17 protein-coding genes are annotated in these 18773 nt (G+C 73.3%); 6 read left to right on the top strand and 11 right to left on the bottom strand.

Annotated features, from left to right (window positions below; genetic code table 11):
- Positions 1-69 precede the first annotated feature (69 nt).
- On the bottom strand, positions 70-927 hold the full coding sequence (gene map, locus ACFZCD_RS14625; RefSeq protein WP_391830583.1) for a type I methionyl aminopeptidase: 858 nt from the start codon (positions 925-927) through the stop codon (positions 70-72).
- A 68-nt stretch (positions 928-995) separates the two neighbouring features.
- On the opposite strand from map, the gene ACFZCD_RS14630 reads away from it, so the two are divergent.
- Entirely contained in the window at positions 996-1244 is a 249-nt protein-coding gene (locus ACFZCD_RS14630) for a hypothetical protein (RefSeq protein ID WP_391830585.1), read from the top strand.
- A 155-nt stretch (positions 1245-1399) separates the two neighbouring features.
- Here ACFZCD_RS14630 and ACFZCD_RS14635 read toward each other — a convergent pair whose 3' ends face one another.
- Together ACFZCD_RS14635 and ACFZCD_RS14640 are read right to left on the bottom strand one after the other, a co-directional pair.
- Positions 1400-2737: an MFS transporter gene (locus ACFZCD_RS14635; protein ID WP_391830587.1), complete on the bottom strand. Its 1338-nt coding sequence runs from the start codon at positions 2735-2737 to the stop codon at positions 1400-1402.
- 82 nt (positions 2738-2819) lie between these two features.
- Positions 2820-3455, bottom strand: coding sequence for a hypothetical protein (locus ACFZCD_RS14640; protein ID WP_391830589.1), 636 nt, complete (start codon positions 3453-3455; stop codon positions 2820-2822).
- 311 nt (positions 3456-3766) lie between these two features.
- On the opposite strand from ACFZCD_RS14640, the gene ACFZCD_RS14645 reads away from it, so the two are divergent.
- The gene (locus ACFZCD_RS14645) at positions 3767-4186 is read left to right on the top strand and encodes a helix-turn-helix domain-containing protein (RefSeq protein ID WP_391830591.1); all 420 of its coding nucleotides are present in this window, start codon (positions 3767-3769) and stop codon (positions 4184-4186) included.
- A gap of 66 nt (positions 4187-4252) precedes the next feature.
- Here ACFZCD_RS14645 and ACFZCD_RS14650 read toward each other — a convergent pair whose 3' ends face one another.
- The 4 genes from ACFZCD_RS14650 to ACFZCD_RS14665 all read right to left on the bottom strand — a co-directional run bounded on the left by ACFZCD_RS14650 (position 4253) and on the right by ACFZCD_RS14665 (position 7663).
- The gene (locus ACFZCD_RS14650; protein ID WP_391830593.1) at positions 4253-4861 is read right to left on the bottom strand and encodes a ClpP family protease; all 609 of its coding nucleotides are present in this window, start codon (positions 4859-4861) and stop codon (positions 4253-4255) included.
- A 4-nt stretch (positions 4862-4865) separates the two neighbouring features.
- Positions 4866-5501, bottom strand: a complete 636-nt coding sequence (locus ACFZCD_RS14655; RefSeq protein WP_391830595.1) for a ClpP family protease — start codon at positions 5499-5501, stop codon at positions 4866-4868.
- 175 nt (positions 5502-5676) lie between these two features.
- Entirely contained in the window at positions 5677-6927 is a 1251-nt protein-coding gene (locus ACFZCD_RS14660; RefSeq protein WP_391830597.1) for an MFS transporter, read from the bottom strand.
- A 145-nt stretch (positions 6928-7072) separates the two neighbouring features.
- The gene (locus tag ACFZCD_RS14665) at positions 7073-7663 is read right to left on the bottom strand and encodes a DUF2867 domain-containing protein (protein ID WP_391830599.1); all 591 of its coding nucleotides are present in this window, start codon (positions 7661-7663) and stop codon (positions 7073-7075) included.
- A gap of 96 nt (positions 7664-7759) precedes the next feature.
- On the opposite strand from ACFZCD_RS14665, the gene ACFZCD_RS14670 reads away from it, so the two are divergent.
- A complete protein-coding gene (locus ACFZCD_RS14670; protein WP_391830601.1) occupies positions 7760-8317 on the top strand; it encodes a TetR/AcrR family transcriptional regulator in 558 nt (185 codons plus the stop codon).
- Positions 8318-8405: 88 nt separating this feature from the next.
- Here ACFZCD_RS14670 and ACFZCD_RS14675 read toward each other — a convergent pair whose 3' ends face one another.
- The 3 genes from ACFZCD_RS14675 to ACFZCD_RS14685 all read right to left on the bottom strand — a co-directional run bounded on the left by ACFZCD_RS14675 (position 8406) and on the right by ACFZCD_RS14685 (position 11918).
- The gene (locus ACFZCD_RS14675; protein ID WP_391831305.1) at positions 8406-9341 is read right to left on the bottom strand and encodes an endonuclease/exonuclease/phosphatase family protein; all 936 of its coding nucleotides are present in this window, start codon (positions 9339-9341) and stop codon (positions 8406-8408) included.
- A gap of 334 nt (positions 9342-9675) precedes the next feature.
- Complete coding sequence (locus ACFZCD_RS14680; RefSeq protein WP_391830603.1) at positions 9676-10290, bottom strand: TetR/AcrR family transcriptional regulator; 615 nt, start codon at positions 10288-10290, stop codon at positions 9676-9678.
- Positions 10287-11918: an MFS transporter gene (locus tag ACFZCD_RS14685; protein WP_391830605.1), complete on the bottom strand. Its 1632-nt coding sequence runs from the start codon at positions 11916-11918 to the stop codon at positions 10287-10289. The genes ACFZCD_RS14680 and ACFZCD_RS14685 overlap by 4 nt, the downstream gene beginning before the upstream one ends.
- A 202-nt stretch (positions 11919-12120) precedes the next feature.
- Between ACFZCD_RS14685 and panB the strand changes: the two genes are divergently transcribed.
- From panB to ACFZCD_RS14700, 3 genes are all read left to right on the top strand, one after another.
- Positions 12121-13002: a 3-methyl-2-oxobutanoate hydroxymethyltransferase gene (gene panB / locus ACFZCD_RS14690; RefSeq protein WP_391830607.1), complete on the top strand. Its 882-nt coding sequence runs from the start codon at positions 12121-12123 to the stop codon at positions 13000-13002.
- A gap of 132 nt (positions 13003-13134) precedes the next feature.
- On the top strand, positions 13135-14163 hold the full coding sequence (locus tag ACFZCD_RS14695; protein WP_391830609.1) for an ATP-binding cassette domain-containing protein: 1029 nt from the start codon (positions 13135-13137) through the stop codon (positions 14161-14163).
- On the top strand, positions 14160-14984 hold the full coding sequence (locus ACFZCD_RS14700; RefSeq protein WP_391830611.1) for an ABC transporter permease: 825 nt from the start codon (positions 14160-14162) through the stop codon (positions 14982-14984). Before ACFZCD_RS14695 ends, ACFZCD_RS14700 begins: the two co-directional genes overlap by 4 nt.
- Positions 14985-15002: 18 nt before the next feature.
- On the opposite strand, the gene ACFZCD_RS14705 is transcribed toward ACFZCD_RS14700, so the two are convergent.
- Positions 15003-18731, bottom strand: a complete 3729-nt coding sequence (locus tag ACFZCD_RS14705; protein WP_391830613.1) for a BTAD domain-containing putative transcriptional regulator — start codon at positions 18729-18731, stop codon at positions 15003-15005.
- Positions 18732-18773 lie beyond the last annotated feature (42 nt).

Consider the following 18773-nt stretch of genomic DNA (forward strand, 5'->3'; position numbering starts at 1 on the left):
TTCCCGACGTCCCGTCGGTAAAAACGTTAGCGCCCGCAGACCCGCCCCGCAGCGGTTGTGGACGACCCGCTACGGCAGCGTGAGGATCTCCGCACCCGTGTCCGTCACGACGAGCGTGTGCTCGAACTGCGCCGTCCGCTTCCGGTCCTTGGTGACGACCGTCCAGCCGTCCTCCCACATGTCGTACTCGTACGTGCCGAGCGTCAGCATCGGCTCGATCGTGAACGTCATGCCGGGCTGGATCAGGGTGTCGTGGTGCGGGCTGTCGTAGTGGGGGACGATCAGACCGGAGTGGAAGGACGAGTTGATGCCGTGGCCCGTGAAGTCACGGACGACGCCGTAGCCGAAGCGCTTGGCGTACGACTCGATGACCCGGCCGATGATGTTGATCCGGCGGCCCGGCTTGACCGCCTTGATCGCCCGGTTGAGGGCCTCGCGCGTCCGCTCGACGAGCAGGCGCGACTCCTCGTCCACGTCACCGCAGAGGTAGGTGGCGTTGTTGTCGCCGTGGACGCCCCCGATGTACGCCGTCACGTCCAGGTTCACGATGTCGCCGTCGCGCAGCACCGTCGAGTCCGGGATGCCGTGGCAGATGACCTCGTTAATAGAGGCGCACAGCGACTTCGGGAAGCCGCGGTACCCGAGCGTCGACGGGTAGGCGCCGTGGTCGCACATGTACTCGTGCGCGATCCGGTCCAGCTCGTCCGTGGTCACGCCCGGAGCGATCGCCTTGGCCGCCTCCTCCATCGCCCGCGCGGCGATGCGGCCCGCGACGCGCATCCGCTCGATCGTCTCCTCGTCCTGGACCTCCGGGCCGGAGTAGGGGGTCGGAGCCGCCTTCCCTACGTACTCGGGCCGCGGGATGGAAGCGGGAACGGGACGAGTGGGGGACAGGGTCCCCGGCGTGAGAAGCGACTGGCCAGACATGTCAGCGAGTGTAGCCAGGGCGCATCGGGGAGCATGTGGGCGAGAGGACGGATGTGAGGGAGGTCCCGATGGCACTGTTCAAGAAGCGCCCGGAAGGCAAACCGGGCGAGTGGTACTACTGCCTGAAGCACGGCAGGGTCGAGGAGGGCCCCGAGTGCCGCGCCGCGGACCGGCTGGGCCCGTACGGCACGCGCCAGGAAGCCGGGCACGCGATGGAGACGGCGCGCGAGCGGAACGAGGAATGGCGGACGGACCCGCGCTGGAACGACGACGTCGCCGACGGCGGCGACGGTGACGGCGGCCCGAAGGCGGGCTGAGGGCGGTCCGGCACCGCCGGGCTCCCCGGTGGGGGCTGATCGCCGTCGCGGCGGGTATTCCTTGCCTGCGGCAGGAAACGCAGTGGGGCCGCAAGGCCTCGCCTTTCACTCCCGCCGCGACGGCGCTTGGCCCCCACGGGCGTGCCCGGCGGTGCCTAAGCCGCCTCAGCCACTGCCTCCGCCGCCTTCAGCCGGCGCATACGAACCGCATGCTCGTCCGTCCGCTGGTCGTACGACATCAGCTTCGGCAGCGATACGGCCAGCAGCCCCACCGACGCCACGCACGCCAGCCCGCCGGCCCACACGGAGGCCCGCACGCCCGTCAGGGACGCCATGCCGCCCGCCCGGACCTGGCCCAGCTGCGGCCCGATCGAGTACGAGAGCATCTCGATGCCGGCCAGCCGCCCCCGCAGCGCGTCCGGGATCGTCTGGTCCCAGATCGCCGACCGGAACAGGCCGCTCACCATGTCGCAGCCGCCCGCCACCGCCAGGAACAGCAGCACCAGCCACACGTTGCCCAGCCAGCCCGCGACGGCCATCGCCGCTCCCCAGCCCAGCGCCGCGTAGACCACCATCCGGCCGTGCCGGTGCACCCGCGACACCCACCCGCTGGTCAGGCTCACCGCCAGGGAGCCCACGGCACCCGCCGCGTACATCAGGCCCAGCGCCCAGGGCGCGCCCAGATCGTCGGCGAGGAACGGGAAGACCGCGGTCGGGAAGGCGAACAGCATCGCCGCCATGTCGATCACGTACGTGCCGAGCAGCTCCTTGCGGCTCCAGGCGTACCGCGCGCCCTCCAGGATGCCGCGCAGGGACGGCTTGTCGGCCTCCTCCGAGGCGGGGGAGGGGGCCAGCCCGAGCAGCAGCGCGGCGGAGACCGCGTACGAGGCGACGTCCAGCGCGTACGCCCACTGCAGGCCCGCGAAGGCGATGATCACGCCGGCGAGGGACGGGCCGGCGATGGCGCCGATCTGCCAGCGCATGGAGTTCAGCGCGATCGCCGCGGGCAGCTGGTCGTGCGCGACGACGCGCGGCACGATCGCCTGCAGCGCCGGCCGCTGCAGCCCGCTCAGGGCGCTGACCAGCGCGGCCACCACGTACAGCGGCCAGATCATGGGGTGCGGCAGGAGCGTGTTGAGGAGCAGGAGGGCGGAGAGGACGCCGAGGCCGGCCTCCGTCCAAAGGATCAGCTTGCGCCGGTCGAGCGCGTCGGCGAGCGCGCCGCCGTACAGCCCGAAGACCACCAGCGGGACCAGCTCGACGGCCCCGACCGCGCCGACGGCGAGCGCCGAGCCGGTCAGCTCCTTGAGCTGCAGCGGCACGGCGATGAACGTCAGGAACGTACCGAAGACGGTGACGAGACCGGCCACCCACATGCGGCGGAAGTCGCGGGAGGAGCGCCAGGGCGCCAGGTCGGGCAGCAGGGCGCGGAGCCGCCGGAGGGGCCCGGGGGGCTGGGAGGGCTGGGAGGGAGGAGGGTCTTGCGCGGTCACGGGAGACCATGGTCCGTACCCGGCGGATTGTGAGCAAACGGTTTTTCGAGGGCGCGGACTGCCGGCGGGGGCGAGGGGGCGGCTACCAGCGGGGCGGTGGTGGCGCCGCCAGCTGGTCGGCGAGCCGGGCCAGCCGGTCCCGGAACCGCCGCCGCCCGCCGCGCGGCGCGGGCACCCCGTTCTCCCCGGCGGCCGCGCTGACCAGGTGCTGCACGGTGTCGAGGTCGAGCTCCGTCCTCGTCGAACACGGCGCGGGCGGGGGGACGGTGAGCCGGTCGTGGGCGAGCGCCCGCATCTCGGCACCGGCCTCCGTGGGCGCGCCGTCCAGCGACAGCACGGTCGCCCCGCCCCGCCGGGCGTCGTACACCCGCTCCAGCAGGCCGTCCCCGGGCTCGTCCGCGGTCACCACGAGCAGGGTCTCGCCCCGGCGCGCCGCCTCCAGCCGGCCGAGCCCTACAGACAAGTGCGCGGGCACCCCGGGCGGGACCCGGTGCCGGACGAGGGTGGGCGACAGCTCCGGCAGTCCCGACCAGGCGGCCTCGTCGTCCAGATGCGCCGCCAGATGCCACGGCTCGTACCTCTCGGTCCCCACCAGCAGCAGCCCGCCGTGCCGCCGGGCCACCGATGCCCGCAACGCCCCGGCGAACCGGCGCGTGTCCTGCAGCCACTCGGTCCCGGCGAGCACTTCCCGCAACAAGGCGACCCGTACGGCATCCATACGCCCGGAGTCTTCCGCAAGGGGGACGCGCGGGAGGGGGAGTTACGGGGGTTCTCACCTGTATGGGTGGGTGGGGGGTGGTGGGAGTGCGTTGGGTTTGTGGTGCGGATCTGTGGGTCGGCTGCCAGGCTGTCTTGACCTCAGCCCTCACGAAACGGGCGGTCGGCCGACCGACCAGCCCCCCAACGCCCCTTATCCGCCCACCTCGCCCTTCCCCTGCCCTCCCCCCCCCCGCACGATTTCGCGAGCGGCAGAACGTTCAACTCCCCTGTACCGGTGTCCTTCCGGCGGTGCGCTTCTACGCTGAGGGAGTGACCAGCCGAGCCTTGAAGCCAGCCGCCGCCGCTGCCCGTGTTGTTTCCCTGCGCCCCGCCAAGGAGCCCCTCTGGCGGGACGTCGTGGGGGACGTGTTGCGCCGTGAGCGGCTGGCCCAGAAGCGGACGCTCAAGGAAGTGGCCGACGCGGGGCGGATCTCGATGCCGTACCTGTCCGAGGTGGAGCGGGGGCGCAAGGAAGCGTCGTCCGAAGTGCTCGCCGCAGCGTCCCGGGCGCTCGGTCTCGGTTTGGCCGAACTCCTCGCCCTGGTACAGGAGGAGCTCATCCGCCTGGCCGCCCGTACGCGCGTACAGCAGCCCGTCCAGCCCGTCCAGCCTGTGCAACCCGTACGGACCGCGCGGTCGGCCGGACACGTCAGCCCCCGGCAGCAGGCCGAAGTCCGCCTCGCGGCCTGACGGCGAGCGGCCGCCCACCCCCGTAGCGCGGCCGCCTGCCCCGTCGCAGGCCTCGGGGCCCGGCCCTCAGGCCGCAGCCGTCAGCATCCTGCGGCTGAGGACCTCGTCGGCGAGGCCGTACGCGACGGCCTCGCGGGCGGTGAAGACCTTGTCGCGGTCCATGTCCCTGCGGAGGGACGCGACGTCATGGCCCGTGTGCCGGGAGAGGACCTCTTCGACCTCGGAGCGGATCCGGAGCATCTCCTGGGCCTGGAGGGTGAGGTCCGAGACGGTGCCCTGCCGGCCGCCGCTCGCGGGCTGCCCGAGCAGGATCCGCGCGTGTTCGAGGACGAAGCGCCGTCCCGGGTCGCCTCCGGCCAGGAGCACGGCCGCGGTCGAGGCGGCCTGCCCGACGCAGAACGTCGAGATCGGGGCGCGGACGAACGTCATCGTGTCGTAGATGGCCATGAGGGAAGTGAAGGACCCGCCCGGCGAGTTGATGTAGAGGGCGATCTCGCTCTCCGGGGCGGCCGATTCGAGGTGCAGCAGCTGGGCTATGACGACGTTGGCGACGCCGTCGTCGATCTCCGTGCCGAGGAAGATGATCCGCTCGGACAGCAGCCGGCTGTAGACGTCGTAGGCGCGCTCCCCGTTGGGCGTGCGCTCGACCACGGTCGGAATCGTGTACTGGCTCATGTCGTCAGAGTCCGATCCGTCGCTTGGTGCCGGCCGGGCGGACGTCGTCGAGGGAGTCCACGACGCGGTCGATCATGCCGTACTCCTTGGCCTGGAGGGCCGTGAACCAGCGGTCGCGGTCGCCGTCGCGGGAGATGGTCTCCTCGGACTGGCCGGTGTGCTCGGCGGTGATGCGCTCGACGGCCTTCTTCGTGAAGGCGAGGTTCTCGGCCTGGATCGCGATGTCGGAGGCGGTGCCGCCGATTCCGGCGGACGGCTGGTGCATCATGATCCGCGTGTTCGGCAGGGCGTAGCGCTTCCCCGGCGTCCCCACGGTGAGGAGGAACTGGCCCATGCTGGCGGCGAATCCCAAGGCGAGGGTGGAGACGTCGTTGGGGATGAGCCGCATCGTGTCGTAGATCGCCAGTCCGGCCGTCACCGAGCCGCCCGGGCTGTTGATGCAGAGGGCGATGTCCGTACGGGGGTCCTCGGCGGACAGCAGGAGCAGCTGCGCGCAGACGCGGTTGGCGGAGGCCTCGTTCACCTCGGTGCCGAGGAAGACGATGCGCTGCATGAGGAGCAGCGAGGCGAGGTGGTCGTCGAAGCGGGTCGGGGACGCGTCGCCGTCGGTGGCGCGGGGTGCGAGGGAAAGTGGTGGCATCGGGGCTCCTGGCCTGGCGGTGGTGGTCGTGTTTCCACCACTCTCCGGCCGCCGGTGACGTGCCGGCAGCTTTCTCTGCCCGCGGCAGATTCGCCGAGGGCAGAGCGCCTGCCTGCCCGATACGGGTTGTTCCGCCCGGCCCCGATACGGGCCGTCCCACTCGGCCCCGGTCCTGCTACCCCACTCGTTCCCGGTCCGCGCCCCGCTCCTGCTCGTGCCCGCCGGCACTGGCGCCGCTGTCACCGTCACCGTCGCTTGAAGCGACCACCCTGGACGGCTCCGTCCCGTCGCGGTCCAGGGCGCCCGAGACCACCGCGGCGAGGAGGCCCGCTGCGGCCAGGCACGCGCCGACCAGGGTGGGGGACGCCCAGCCCCAGCCCGCCGCGATGGCGGCGCCGCCCAGCCAGGCGCCGCCCGCGTTGGCGAGGTTGAACGCGGAGTGGTTGGATGCCGCGGCGAGGGTGGGGGCGGCCTTGGCCTTGTTCATGATCAGCATCTGGAGGGGGGTGCTGGTCATGGAGCCGGCGGCGCCCAGCAGGACCACCGTGACCATCGCCGCCCACTTCACGTGCACCGTGAAGTCGAAGGCGACCAGGACCGCCGCGAGCCCGGCCAGGGCCCCGTACAGCGTCGGGCGCAGGGCGCGGTCGGTGAGCGGGCCGGCCGCGAGGACGCCGAGCGTCATGCCGGTGCCGAAGAGGGCGAGCACGAAGGTCACCGAGGTCTCGGAGAAGCCCGTGACCTCGACGGCCATCGCCGACAGGTAGCTGTAGACGGCGAAGACGCCCGCGAAGCCGAAGACGGTGGTGAGCAGCCCCAGCAGGACCTGGCGGCCGCCGAGCGCGCGCAGTTCGCGGGCCAGTCCCGCGCCGGGCTCGTTCGGCAGCTCGGGGATCAGCCGGGTCAGCGCGGCCATGGCCGCGAGGCCGATCCCGGTCACGACGAGGAACGTCGCGCGCCAGCCGAGGTGCTGCCCCAGCAGCGTCGCCGCCGGCACGCCGACGATGTTGGCGACGGTCAGGCCGAGGAACATCATGGCGACCGCGCGGGCCTGCCGCCCCTCGCCCGCGAGGCGGGCGGCGACCACGGACCCGACGCCGAAGAACGCGCCGTGCGGCAGCCCGGCCAGGACCCGGCCCGCGACGAGCGTCCCGAAGGTCGGGGCGAGCGCGGAGGCCAGGTTCCCGAGAGTGAAGACGGCCATGAGCAGGACGAGCATCCGCTTGCGGGGGATGCGCGAGCCCAGCGCGGTGAGCAGCGGGGCGCCGACGACGACGCCGAGGGCGTAGGCGGAGACCAGGTAGCCGGCGGTGGGGACGGAGGTCCCCAGGTCGTCGGCGACGTTGGGCAGGAGGCCCATCATCACGAACTCGGTCGTCCCTATGCCGAAGGCCGAGACGGCGAGCGCCAGCAGCGCCAGGGGCATGGGGGGGCCTTTCGGACGGAGGTGCGGGGGCAAGCCGTCCAGCCTACGGGATGTGCTCCGGGGCGGCCCGCGCTGCCCGCCCCGGCCTTCCCCCGCCCCGGCCCCCGGCTCCGGCTCCCGCCCTGGCCCCCTCCGGCCGTCGCCCTCAGCCCGCGCTGCCCGCCCCGGCGTTCGCCTGCCATTCGCGGCCGATCTGCCGGAGCAGGGCCGGGTACACGCCCAGGTACCGGAAGGGCTTGATGCCCGCCATGTAGAGGCGGCCGAGCAGCCCGTTCGGTTTCACGAGGACGGCCATCTGGCCGCGGTGGCCCCCGGCTCCGTCCGGGACCCAGCCGATGTGCAGGACGCCGTGCACGGTCTTGTTGCCCATCTCGGCGGCCCACTCGTCGTGCGTCTGGTAGACGGAGGTGAACGCGCGGAAGTCCGGCCCGCGGAGGCCTTCCCGGAGGTCGGCCGGCAGCCGGTCGCGCAGCGTGGGCACCCGGGCGCCGACGCTGGTGCCGGGCTCGTCCCAGCCGAGCAGCGCTCCGAGCTTCCAGCGGATGGCGAAGAGCAGGCGGGGCACGGGGGAGTCCACGTAGTCCCCCGTGCCGTCCGCGAACTGGCGCACCAGCCGGCCGAGGTCGTCGGGGCCGCCGGGCGTCGGCATGGCCCAGACGTCCTCCAGGCGGAAGTCCGCGGCGAGCTCGTGGATCCGCCAGGGGCGGGAGGTGTGTGCGGTGCTCGGCAGCCTCATGATCGTTCCCCCATCTATACGGTGCCGTATAGAACTAAGGTAGACCCGTCTGTACGGCACCGTATAGACGGGGGTCGCGTGAGGGGAGACACAGCCGTGGGCGCCATTCGTACGCCGCGCAGCAAATGGATCGAGGAGGGGCTGCGCGCGCTCTCCGCCGGCGGCCCGGAGGCCGTCCGGATCGAGCCGCTGGCGCAGGCGCTCGGCGTGAGCAAGGGCGGCTTCTACGGCTACTTCCGCAACCGTGAGGCGCTGCTCGCCGAGATGCTCGACACGTGGGAGCGCGAGGTCACCGAGGACGTGGTGGAGCGGGCCGAGAGCGGCGGGGGAGACGCCAGGGCCAAGCTGGAGCGGTTGTTCACGATCGTCGCGGCCGCCGACGGGACGGCGGCGAGCGTCGCGGCCGAACTCGCGATCCGCGACTGGGCCCGGCGCGACGAGGCCGTCGCCGAGCGGCTCCGGCGCGTCGACAACCGGCGCATGGACTACCTGCGCTCGCTGTTCGGTGCCTTCTGCGCCGACGAGGAGGAGGTGGAGGTGCGCTCCCTGCTCACCTTCTCCTCGCGGATCGGCACCCGGTTCATCGCCGCCGACCACGGGGGCCGCAGCCGCGAGGAGGTCATGCTGCTGACCAGGAAGTGGCTCCTGAGGTAGCCCCCCGGCCGGCCCCCCAGCCGTTCAGTCAGCCGACCAGCCAGCTAGCCGTTCAGCCGGCCGACAGGGCGACGGCGGGTGCAGCGGCTCAGATCTTGACCCGGGCCGCCACCGGCAGGTGATCGCTCGGCGTCGCCGGCAGCGTCCACGCCGAGACGGGGTCCATCCCGCGCACCATGATCTGGTCGATCCGGGCCATCGGGAAGCTCGCCGGCCAGCTGAAGCCGAAGCCGTCGCCCGCCGCGCCCTGCGCGGAGCGCAGCTGGGAGGTGACGGGGGCGAGGGAGCGGTCGTTCATGGTGCCGTTGAGGTCGCCGAGGAGGACGACGCGCTTCTCGGGCTCCTGGGCGATGGCCCGGCCGAGCGCCTCGGCGCTGCGGTCGCGCTGCCCGGCGGTGAAGCCGGCGTTGAACTTCACGCGCACCGACGGCAGGTGCGCGACGTACACGGCCACGGGCCCCTGGGGCGTGCGGACGGTGGCGCGCAGGGCCCGCACCCAGCCCAGCCGGATGTCGACCGGCTGGACCAGCTCCAGCGGGTACTTGCTCCAGATGCCGACGGTGCCCTGCACGGAGTGGTACTTGTACGAGCCCGCCAGCGCCTTCTCGTAGCGCGAGGTGTTGGTGAGCTCCTCCAGGGCCACGATGTCGGCTCCGGAGGCGGCGACGGCCTTCGCCGTGCGCGCCGGGTCGGGGTTCTCGGCGTTGACGTTGTGCGTGGCGACGGTGAAGTTGCCGCCCTTGCCCGTCTTGTCGCCGAGGAGGCCGCCGAAGAGGTTCACCCAGGTGATCACGGGGAGCAGCAGCGCGACGAGCGCGGTCGCCGAGCGGCGTATGAGGGCGAGGACGAACAGGACCGGGACGCCGAGGCCGAGCCACGGCAAGAAGGTCTCGGTGAGGCTGCCGAGGTTGCCGACCTTGTTGGGCAGCTGGGTGTGCAGCAGCATCAGCAGCCCGAGCAGGCCCGCGATGACGGCGAGGACGATGCCGCGCCGCCAGACGCCGCGGTCCCGCCACTGCTCCATGAGGCGCCGGGCCCCGGATCCGGTCCGCTCCGGACCGGTCCCGTCTCGGCCCGTCTCCTGCATGTACGCCTGCGCCATCCGTCGTCCTCAACTCTTCATCCGCTGCGGCCCCGCCCACCAGACGATAGGTGATCACCGGATGGACACGGCATGCGCCGCTTCCGCTTCTTGCCGGGCACCCCTGGAGGGGGTGTCGGAGGGGAGGACGACGGTCCGGCGGAGCGGGGTTCCGGCCGGAGGTTCCACCGGGCGTGCTGTGACAGAACGGGCATATTCCGCGGTCCGGTTTTCCCCGCTTCCCCGTGCAGGTTCCCCCGCCCCTCACCGTCCCCGCTCAGCGCGGACGGACGCCCTCCAGCACCGCGTCGACGATCTGCCCCGGGAGGTCCTCCGGCAGTTCCGTCCACTCGTGCAGGACGGCCCGCGCCAGCATGGGGCTGACGAAGAGGTCACCCAGCAGCTCCACGTCCAGGTCGGAGCGGATCTCGCCGGCGGCCATGCCGCGCCGCAGGACGGCGTGGACCGCCTCGCGGCGGGCCCTGACGACCGTCTCGTGGTACTCCTGCCAGAGCTTCGGGTGGGCCTTGACCTGGGTGAGGACCGTCCGCAGGACGGCGGAGCTGCGCTTGGCCAGCCCGCGCCGGCGCAGCATCTCCAGCATCGTCACGAGGTCGTCGCGCACGGACTCCCCGGCGGGCTCGGGGTCCGCGTGCTCCAGGGAGCGCATGACGTCGAGCATCAGCGCCTCCTTGCCCGCCCAGCGGCGGTAGACCGAGGCCTTGCCGACGCCGGCCTCGCGCGCGATGCGCTCCATCGACAGCTCGCCGAGGCCGGTGCCCTCTTCGAGGAGGCGCAGCACGGTCTCGACGACGGTGGTGTCGAGAGCGGCATTACGGGGCCGGCCGCGCCGCTCGGGCACGGCCGGCGGGGCTGTTGCGGTGTCCGTCACGCGCCCGCCCCCGCCTGCTCCTTCTGCCCGTCCGGCCGTGCGGCGCCCGGGGCCGCGGGCGCGGCCCCCCGCCGGGGCAGGAAGAGCCAGACGACGACGGCTCCGAGCAGCGCCGAGGAGCTGGCGCAGACGACGGTGACGTGCATGGCGTGGATGAAGGCGTCGTCGGCGGGGCCGATGAGCGCCTTGCCCTGCGGGCCGAGCCTCGCCGCGGCGGTCAGCGTGGCCTCGATGGACTCGCCCGCCGCGTGCCGGGCCTCGTCGGTCAGGCCGGGCACGGCGTCGAGCGTGCCCGAGATCCCGTTCCGGTACGTCGTGGAGAGGACGGAGCCGAGCACGGCGATGCCGAGCGCGCCGCCGAGCTGCCGGAAGGTGTTGTTCACGGCCGAGCCCGAGCCGGCCTTGTCGCGCGGCAGGGACTGCATGATCGAGACGGTGGCGGGCGGCATGATGTGCGCCATCGAGGCGCCCTGGAAGAGCAGCAGCACCTCCAGGACCCACACGGGGGTGTCGCGGTCGAGCAGCAGGAAGCCGGCCATGGTCGCGGAGACCATCACCATGCCGCCCGTGCAGACGATGCGCACGCCGAGCTTCGCGACGACGCGGCGGACGCGCACGGCGAAGAACATGTGGGCGGCGGCGAGCGGCAGCATCAGCAGCCCGCTCTGCAGCGGGGTGTAGCCCCGCACGCTCTGCGTGTAGAAGACGGTGAGGAACGTGACGCCCATGAGGGCGAAGAAGACCAGCGCGATGGACGAGACCGCGGCGGAGAAGGCCGGCATGCGGAACCAGCGCACGTTGAGCGCCGGGTGGTCGGAACGCCGCTCGTGCAGCACGAACAGGGTGAGGACGAACAGGCCGCCGCAGGCCGTGCCGTAGACCTCGGGGTCGGTGAAGTCGGCGAGCTGGCCGCCCTTGATGATGCCGTAGACCAGCAGGACCAGGCCCACGACGGAGAGCACCACGCCCAGCGGGTCGAGGCGGCCGGGCCGCGGGTCCCTGGAGTCCGGGACGAGCACGGACATCGTGATCAGCGCGGTGATCACGATGGGGACGTTGACGAGGAAGACCGAGCCCCACCAGAAGTGGTCGAGCAGGATGCCGCCGGTGATCGGCCCTATGGCGACGGCGAGGCCGACGGCGCCCGCCCAGATGCCGATGGCCTTGGGCTGCTCCTCGCGCTCGAAGACGTTCATGATGATGGCGAGCGTGGCGGGCATGACGAACGCGCCGCCGAAGCCCATGAGCGCGCGGAACGCGATCAGCTCGTGGGGCGAGCCGGAGAAGGCGGACAGCACCGATCCGGTGCCGAAGACGACCATGCCGAAGAGCAGGACCTTCTTGCGGCCGAGCCGGTCGCCCAGCAGGCCGGCCGTGAACAGGATCCCGGCGAAGACCAGCGTGTAGGAGTTTATGGCCCACTCGAGCTCGCTCTGGGTGGCCCCGAGGCCCGTGGGGGCGGGGGTGGCGATCGTCTTCATCGCCACGTTCAGGATCGAGTTGTCCAGCACGACGATGAGCAGGCTGAACAGCAGGACCGCCAGGATCGCCCAGCGTCTGCGGTGGACCGCCTCGGGGACTCTCCGGGGCGGCGCGGCGGCTGCGGCGCCGGGGGGATCGGTTGCCATACGAGCCAGCCTAGATCCTTTCGATACGGGCCCGTCTCGTATTCGAAATCCTTTACTCCAGTCTGTCGAACACGTGTGTGTACGGTCGTCGCCCCGCGGCCTTCCCCGGGCTTCCCCGTCCGGAGTGGGCATGTCAGCATGGAGGGGATCCGGGGACGCCGTCAGGGCGCCTCGAGACGACACATCACAGGAGCACACCGCCATGACGACTGCGCATGCCTCGCACTCCGCGAACAAGCCCGACAGCAGCCGTGACCCCAAGGCGCTGTACGGGGGCACGAGCTCCCGGCGCATCACCGTCCGCGACATCGCCGCCGCCAAGGTCCGCGGCGAGAAGTGGCCCATGCTCACCGCCTACGACGCGATGACCGCCTCCGTCTTCGACGAGGCCGGCATCCCCGTCCTCCTCGTCGGCGACTCCATGGGCAACTGTCACCTCGGCTACGAGTCCACCGTGCCCGTCACCATGGACGAGATAGCCATCCTCTCCGCCGCCGTCGTACGCGGCACCAAGCGCGCCCTGATCGTCGCCGACCTGCCCTTCGGCGCCTACCAGGAGGGCCCGGTCCAGGCGCTGCGCAGCGCCACCCGGCTGATCAAGGAGACCGGTGCGAGCGCGGTCAAGCTGGAGGGCGGCGAGCGGTCCGCCGAGCAGATCAAGCTGCTGGTGGACGCCGGCATCCCGGTGATGGCCCACATCGGCCTCACCCCGCAGTCGGTGAACGCCTTCGGCGGCTATCCCGTGCAGGGCCGCGGCGAGGAGGCCGCGGCGCAGCTCCTGCGGGACGCCAAGGCCGTGCAGGACGCGGGCGCCTTCTCCGTCGTCCTGGAGCTCGTCCCGGCCGAGCTGGCCGCCGAGGTCACCCGCACGCTGCACATCCCGACCGTCGGCATCGGCGCCGGCTCGGAGTGCGACGCGCAGGTGCTGGTGTGGACGGACATGGCCGGCATGACGGCCGGGCGCGTGCCGCGCTTCGTCAAGCAGTACGCACAGCTGCGGGAGGTCCTCGGCGGCGCGGCGCGCGCCTTCGCGGAGGACGTGGTCGACGGCGCGTACCCGGCCGAGGAGCACGCCTTCCACTAGGCGGCGCGCCTGCCCGGCGGCATGTCCTCCGCCGCGGTGATCATCCCCCGCGGCCCTCGCCTACAGGTCACCGACAGCCCTTGTCGGTGACCTGTAGGCGGCTTGTCAGTGGGCCCTGGCACCGTAGGGGGCATGACGCGAAACGACATCCCACGGGGGGCGGGCAGCGGCGGGAACGCCGTCGAAGTCCGCGGCCTCGTCAAGCACTTCGGCGCCACCAAGGCGCTCAACGGCGTCGACCTGGACGTCCGCGAGGGCACCGTCCTCGGCGTGCTCGGTCCCAACGGTGCCGGCAAGACCACGCTCGTGCGCTGCCTGTCCACCCTGCTCCGGCCGGACGCGGGCTCCGCCCGGGTCGCCGGGTACGACGTGCTGACCCAGCCCCGGCAGCTGCGCCGGGTCATCGGCCTGACCGGCCAGTACGCCTCGGTGGACGAGAAGCTGTCCGGCTTCGAGAACCTGTACATGATCGGCCGGCTGCTGGACCTCTCCCGCAAGAACGCCCGCCGGCGGGCGGAGGAGATGCTGGAGCGCTTCTCCCTCACCGAGGCCGCCAAGCGGCCCGCCGGGCAGTACTCCGGCGGTATGCGCCGCCGGCTGGACCTGGCCGCCTCCATGATCGGCCGGCCGGCCGTCCTCTACCTGGACGAGCCCACCACCGGCCTCGACCCCCGCACCCGCAACGAGGTGTGGGAAGAGGTCCAGCGGATGGTCTCCGAGGGCGCCACCGTCCTCCTCACCACGCAGTACATGGAGGAGGCCGAGCAGCTCGCGAGCGAGCTCACGGTCATCGACCGCGGACAGGTCATCGCGGGCGGCCGGGTGGACGAGCTCAAGGCGAAGGTCGGCGGGCGCACCCTGCAGATCCGCCCGGTGGACCGCACCGATCTGCCCCGCATGACCGGCGCGCTGGCCCAGGCCCAGCTCGACGGGATCGCCGGCGCCACCGCCGACGAGGCCGAGGGCGTGGTCAACGTCCCGATCATCAGCGACGAGCAGCTGACGGCCGTGGTCGCCCTGCTGGGCACGCGCGGCTTCGCCATCGCCGGCATCTCCACCCACCTGCCGAGCCTCGACGAGGTCTTCCTCGCCGTCACCGGCCAGAAGGCGTCCGCCCCGCAGGACGCTCCCACCGACGAACTCCAGGAGGTCGCCGCATGAGCGCGGCCACGGTCAGCGCGCCCGCGCCGGCGCCCGCCCACGACGGCCGCATCGGCCTGCGGGCCAACCTGCGGCACATCGGCGCCCTCGCGCGCCGCAACATGCTGCAGATCAAGCAGGACCCGGAGTCGATGTTCGACGCCGTGATCATGCCGATCATCTTCATCCTGCTCTTCACGTACGTCTTCGGCGGCTCGATGGCCGGCAAGGGCCACGAGAAGGAGTACCTCAACTACCTGGTGCCCGGCCTGATGGCCATGATGGGCATGAACATCGCGATGGCCGTCGGCACCGGCGTCAACGACGACTTCAAGAAGGGGGTGATGGACCGCTTCCGCACCATGCCGATAGCCCGGTCCTCCGTCCTCATCGCGAAGATCGTGGTCGAGGTCGGCCGGATGCTCGTCGCCACGTCCATCCTGCTCGGCATGGGCTTCGCGCTCGGCTTCACGGTCGCCACCTCCGCGCTGCACCTGCTGGCCGCGGTGGCCCTGTCCATGGTCTTCGGCGCCTCGCTGATGTGGATCTTCATCCTGCTGGGCCTCACTCTGAAGACGGCGCAGGCCGTCCAGGGAATGGCGATGATCATCTTGATGCCCCTGCAGTTCGGCAGCTCGATCTTCGCGCCGACGGCCAACATGCCGGGCTGGCTCGAGAGCTTCACCGACTACAACCCGCTGTCCAACCTCGCCGATGCCGTACGGCACCTGCTGCGCGGCGGACCCGTGGCCCACTCGGTGTGGATGACGCTGGCCTGGGCCGCCGCCATCACCCTCGTGACCGCACCGCTGGCCGTCGCGAAGTTCCGCAAGAAGACCTGAGCCGGGCCCGTGTCCGCGTCATACGAGGGCGGTGGCCTCCTCCAGGGTGAGGCCGCCGCCCTCGGCGTACGCGCTCTCGTACGCGTCGTCGCCGAGCAGCTCCCGCACCTCCGCCTCCGTGCGCTCGTACACCTCGCGCTCCACCGACGCCACCGGGAAGTCGACCGGGCGCAGGGCCTCACCGGCGCCCAGCAGCCGGGCCGCGCGCAGCGCGTGCTCCTCGCGGGCCGCCGGCTCCGTGTGCTCCCCGCCGGCCAGCCCGGTGTGGGCGAAGGCGCCGAACAGCAAGTGCGTCATGGGAAGTTGCGGCACCGCCATCGTCGACAGCGGGTCGCCGGCCATCGACAGGGCCTTGCGCAGCTTCGGCAGGGCGTCCGCCGGGCGGCCCTCCAGCGTGTCCAGCCAGGCCATCTGACCGCACATCAGGCTCTCGAACATCACCACCGAGCGGATGCCGAAGTCCGCCATCAGCTCCTCGAAGATCTCCCGGGCCTCGGCCGTGCGCCCGGTGCGGGCGACCCGCACGCCGAGCTGCAGCCTCCCGAAGATCGCGGCATCCGTATTGCCCTGCTCGGCCTCCGCGATGGCGTCGCGGAGCATCTGCTCGCCCTCCTCGTCGCCGACCGTCCCCGCCTCGACCAGCACCCCCGCGAGCCGGGCGCGCAGCGCCGGCAGCTGCCCGGTCGAGCCGAGCTCGCGGACCTGCTCGACGGCCTCCCGGTAGACCTCGGCCGCAAGGCCGAACTGGCCGCGCCGCTCGTGCACCTCGCCCAGGCCCGTCAGGCCCTCCGCCACGCCCCAGGAGTCCCCGAGCCGCCGGAAGATCCGTACGCTCTCCTCCGCGTCAGCGGTGGCCTGGTCCAGCCCGCCGGGGTGGTCGTTGAATATCTTGGAGCGCAGCTGCAGCACGTGGCCCAGCTCCCAGTCGTAACCCAGCTCGCGGCAGCGCCCGACCATCGTGTCCAGGGTCCGGTAGAGCGCCTCGAAATCGCCCGTCATGAGGATGGCGAAGAAGACGATGAAGCCCGGCACGCGGCAGGTCTGCGGCGGCGCGTCGGCGTAGGCCGCGGCGATGGCGCGCAGCCTGCGCTGCGTCGTGGGCGCGTGGACCACGGACATGTCCGTGATGCTGATCAGCCGCGTCAGGTGGACGCCGCGCCGCGCCTCCGCCAGCACCTCGGGCGTCATCGGCGGCGGCTGCTCGGTGCAGGCCTGGTACAGCGGGGGGACGGGGGCGGCCGGCCCGGCGAACGGGTCGGGGCCCATCGCGCCCACCACCTCCGCCCAGTGCGCGGCGTCCGCGCGGTGCTCCCTGAGCTGCCAGAACCAGCCCAGGGACAGCACCAGGCACAGCGCCTCCTGCTCCTCCCGCGCCGCGACGGCCCGGCGCAGGGCCGTGCGCAGGTTGTCGTGCTCCAGCTCCAGGCGCTCCAGCCACACGGCCTGGGCCGGGCCGCGCAGCAGCGGGTCGGCGGTGCGCGCCAGCTCGCGGTACGCGACGAGGTGGCGGTGCTCGGTCGCGGCCCGCTCGCCGGCCTCGTCCAGCCGCTCGGCCGCGTACTCCCCGACGGTCTCCAGCAGCCGGTAGCGCATCTCGCCGCCGGCGGCGGGCGCCGCGACCACGAGCGACTTGTCGACGAGCGAGCCGAGGAGGGCGGCCACGTCGCGGGCCCCGACCGCCTCCGGCGCGGGCTCGGCGTCCGGCCCGTCCGAGCAGACCTCCTCGGCGGTGACGAGGTCGCAGCCGCCGGAGAAGACGGACAGGCGGCGCAGGACGGCCCGCTCCGGGCCGTCGAGCAGGTCCCACGACCAGTCGACGACCGCGCGCAGCGTCTGCTGGCGCGGCAGGACGGTGCGGCTGCCGGACGTCAGCAGCCGGAAGCGGTCGTCCAGGCGGTCGGCGAGCGTGCGCGGGCTGAGCAGCCGCAGCCGGGCGGCCGCGAGCTCGATCGCCAGCGGAAGCCCGTCCAGCCGGCGGCAGATCTCGGCGCACGCCTCGGGGTCGTCCTCGACGCGGAAGCCGGGGCGGGCCGCGGCACCGCGGTCGGCGAGCAGCCGCAGGGCCACGGTGCCGGGCAGCGGCTCCACGGGGAGCACCGCCTCACCGGGCACGCTCAGCGGCTCGCGGCTGGTGGCGAGCACCGTGACGGCCGGGCAGTGCGCGAGGAGCGTCTCGGCGACGCGCGCGGCGGCGTCGATCACGTGCTCGCAGTTGTCGAGGACGATCAGCATGCGCCGCGGCGCGCAGTGCTCGGCGAGCCGCGCCAGCGGGTCGGCCGCGGAGGCGTCACTGGCGGCCCGCAGCCCGTCGGCGGTGGTGCGCACCACGGTCTCGCGGCCGCCGAGCGCGGTCAGCACGGCCTCCGGGACGGTGGCCGGGTCGTCGACGGGCGCGAGCTCCGCGAACCACACTCCGTCGCTCCAGCCGCCCCCGTCCGCGGCCGCGGCCTCGGCGGCCTCCTGCGACAGCCGCGTCTTCCCGGCCCCACCGGGCCCGAGCAGCGTGACCAGCCGCCGCGTCCGCAGCTCGGCCCCGATGAGGGCGATGTCGTCCTCCCGCCCGACGAAGGAGGTGAGACGGGCACGGAGGTTGCCGGGGTGGGCGGGGATGCCGGAACGGGGGGCGGGGCCGGCGGCGGTGGGGGGCGCGGCGCGGTGCGGGGCCGGCGCGCTGGGGGCGGTTGCGGGTATGCCGTCTGCGCCGGTGGGGGTTCCGGGGGCGGGTGCAGGGCCGTGCGGGGCCGGTGTGCCGAGGGGCGCGGGCGCGGGGCCGCCGCCTTCGGAGGCGGGGGAGTCCATGGCGTGCCCGGCCGGGGCGCCGGGGGAGGGGGCGGTTGCCCCGTCCGCGCTCGTGGACGTTCCCGCCGCAGGCACAGCCCCGTGCGGGGCCGTTGCCCCGGAAAGGCCGGCGGTTTCCGGGCGCGGGCCTGCCCCGGCCCCGCCCGCCGGGTACGGCACCCCGTACGGCGCCGGGGCGCCCTGGGGCGCGACCGGCCCCGCTCCCGCCGCAGGCGGACGGCCCTGCGGATCCGGCGACAGCAGCTCCGTGTGGAGCGCGCGGAGTTCCGGGCCCGGGTCCGTGCCGAGGCGGTCCGCGAGGTCGCGGGCCAGGTCCGCGTAGGCGGCGAGCGCCTCCGCCGGGCGGCCCGCCGCCCGCAGGGCGCGCAGCCGTACGGCGTGCAGCGGCTCGTCCAGCGGATGCGCCTCGCACAGCGCAGTGAGCTCGGGAAGGACCTGTTCCGCATGGCCGAGGGCGACTCCGGCCGCGAGGCGTGCCCGGCGGGCGTCCAGGCGGCGGGCCTCGTACCGTACGGCCAGGGCGGCCCGCCCCGGCAGGTCGGCGAGGACGGGCCCGCGCCACAGGGCGAGCCCCTCGTCCAGCAGGGCGGCGGCCTTGGCGGGGTCGCCGTCGGCGAGGGCCCGCGCCCCCTCGTCGGCGAGCTGCTGGAAGCGGTACAGGTCGACGTCCTCGGGCCCGGCGCAGAGCCGGTAGCCGCCGGCCACCGAGGCCACCGCGCCGTGGCCGAGGGCCCGCCGGAGCCGTCCCACGAGCGCCTGCAGCGCGCCCGCCGCGTCGGCGGGCGGCTCGTCCTCCCAGACGGCGTCGATCAGCGCCTCGGCGGTGCGCACGCGCCCCGGGTGCAGCGCGAGCGCGGCGAGGAGGGCGCGCAGCCGGGCGCCGCCGAGTGAGGCGGGCCGGCCGTCGCCGGAATGGGCCTGGGTGGTGCCGAGGATGCCGTAGCGCACCCGGCCATTCTCTCCCGGCCGGACGGGCCCGCCCGGCCGGGT

Source organism: Streptomyces sp. NPDC008001 (assembly GCF_042958085.1).
Taxonomy (GTDB): domain Bacteria; phylum Actinomycetota; class Actinomycetes; order Streptomycetales; family Streptomycetaceae; genus Streptomyces.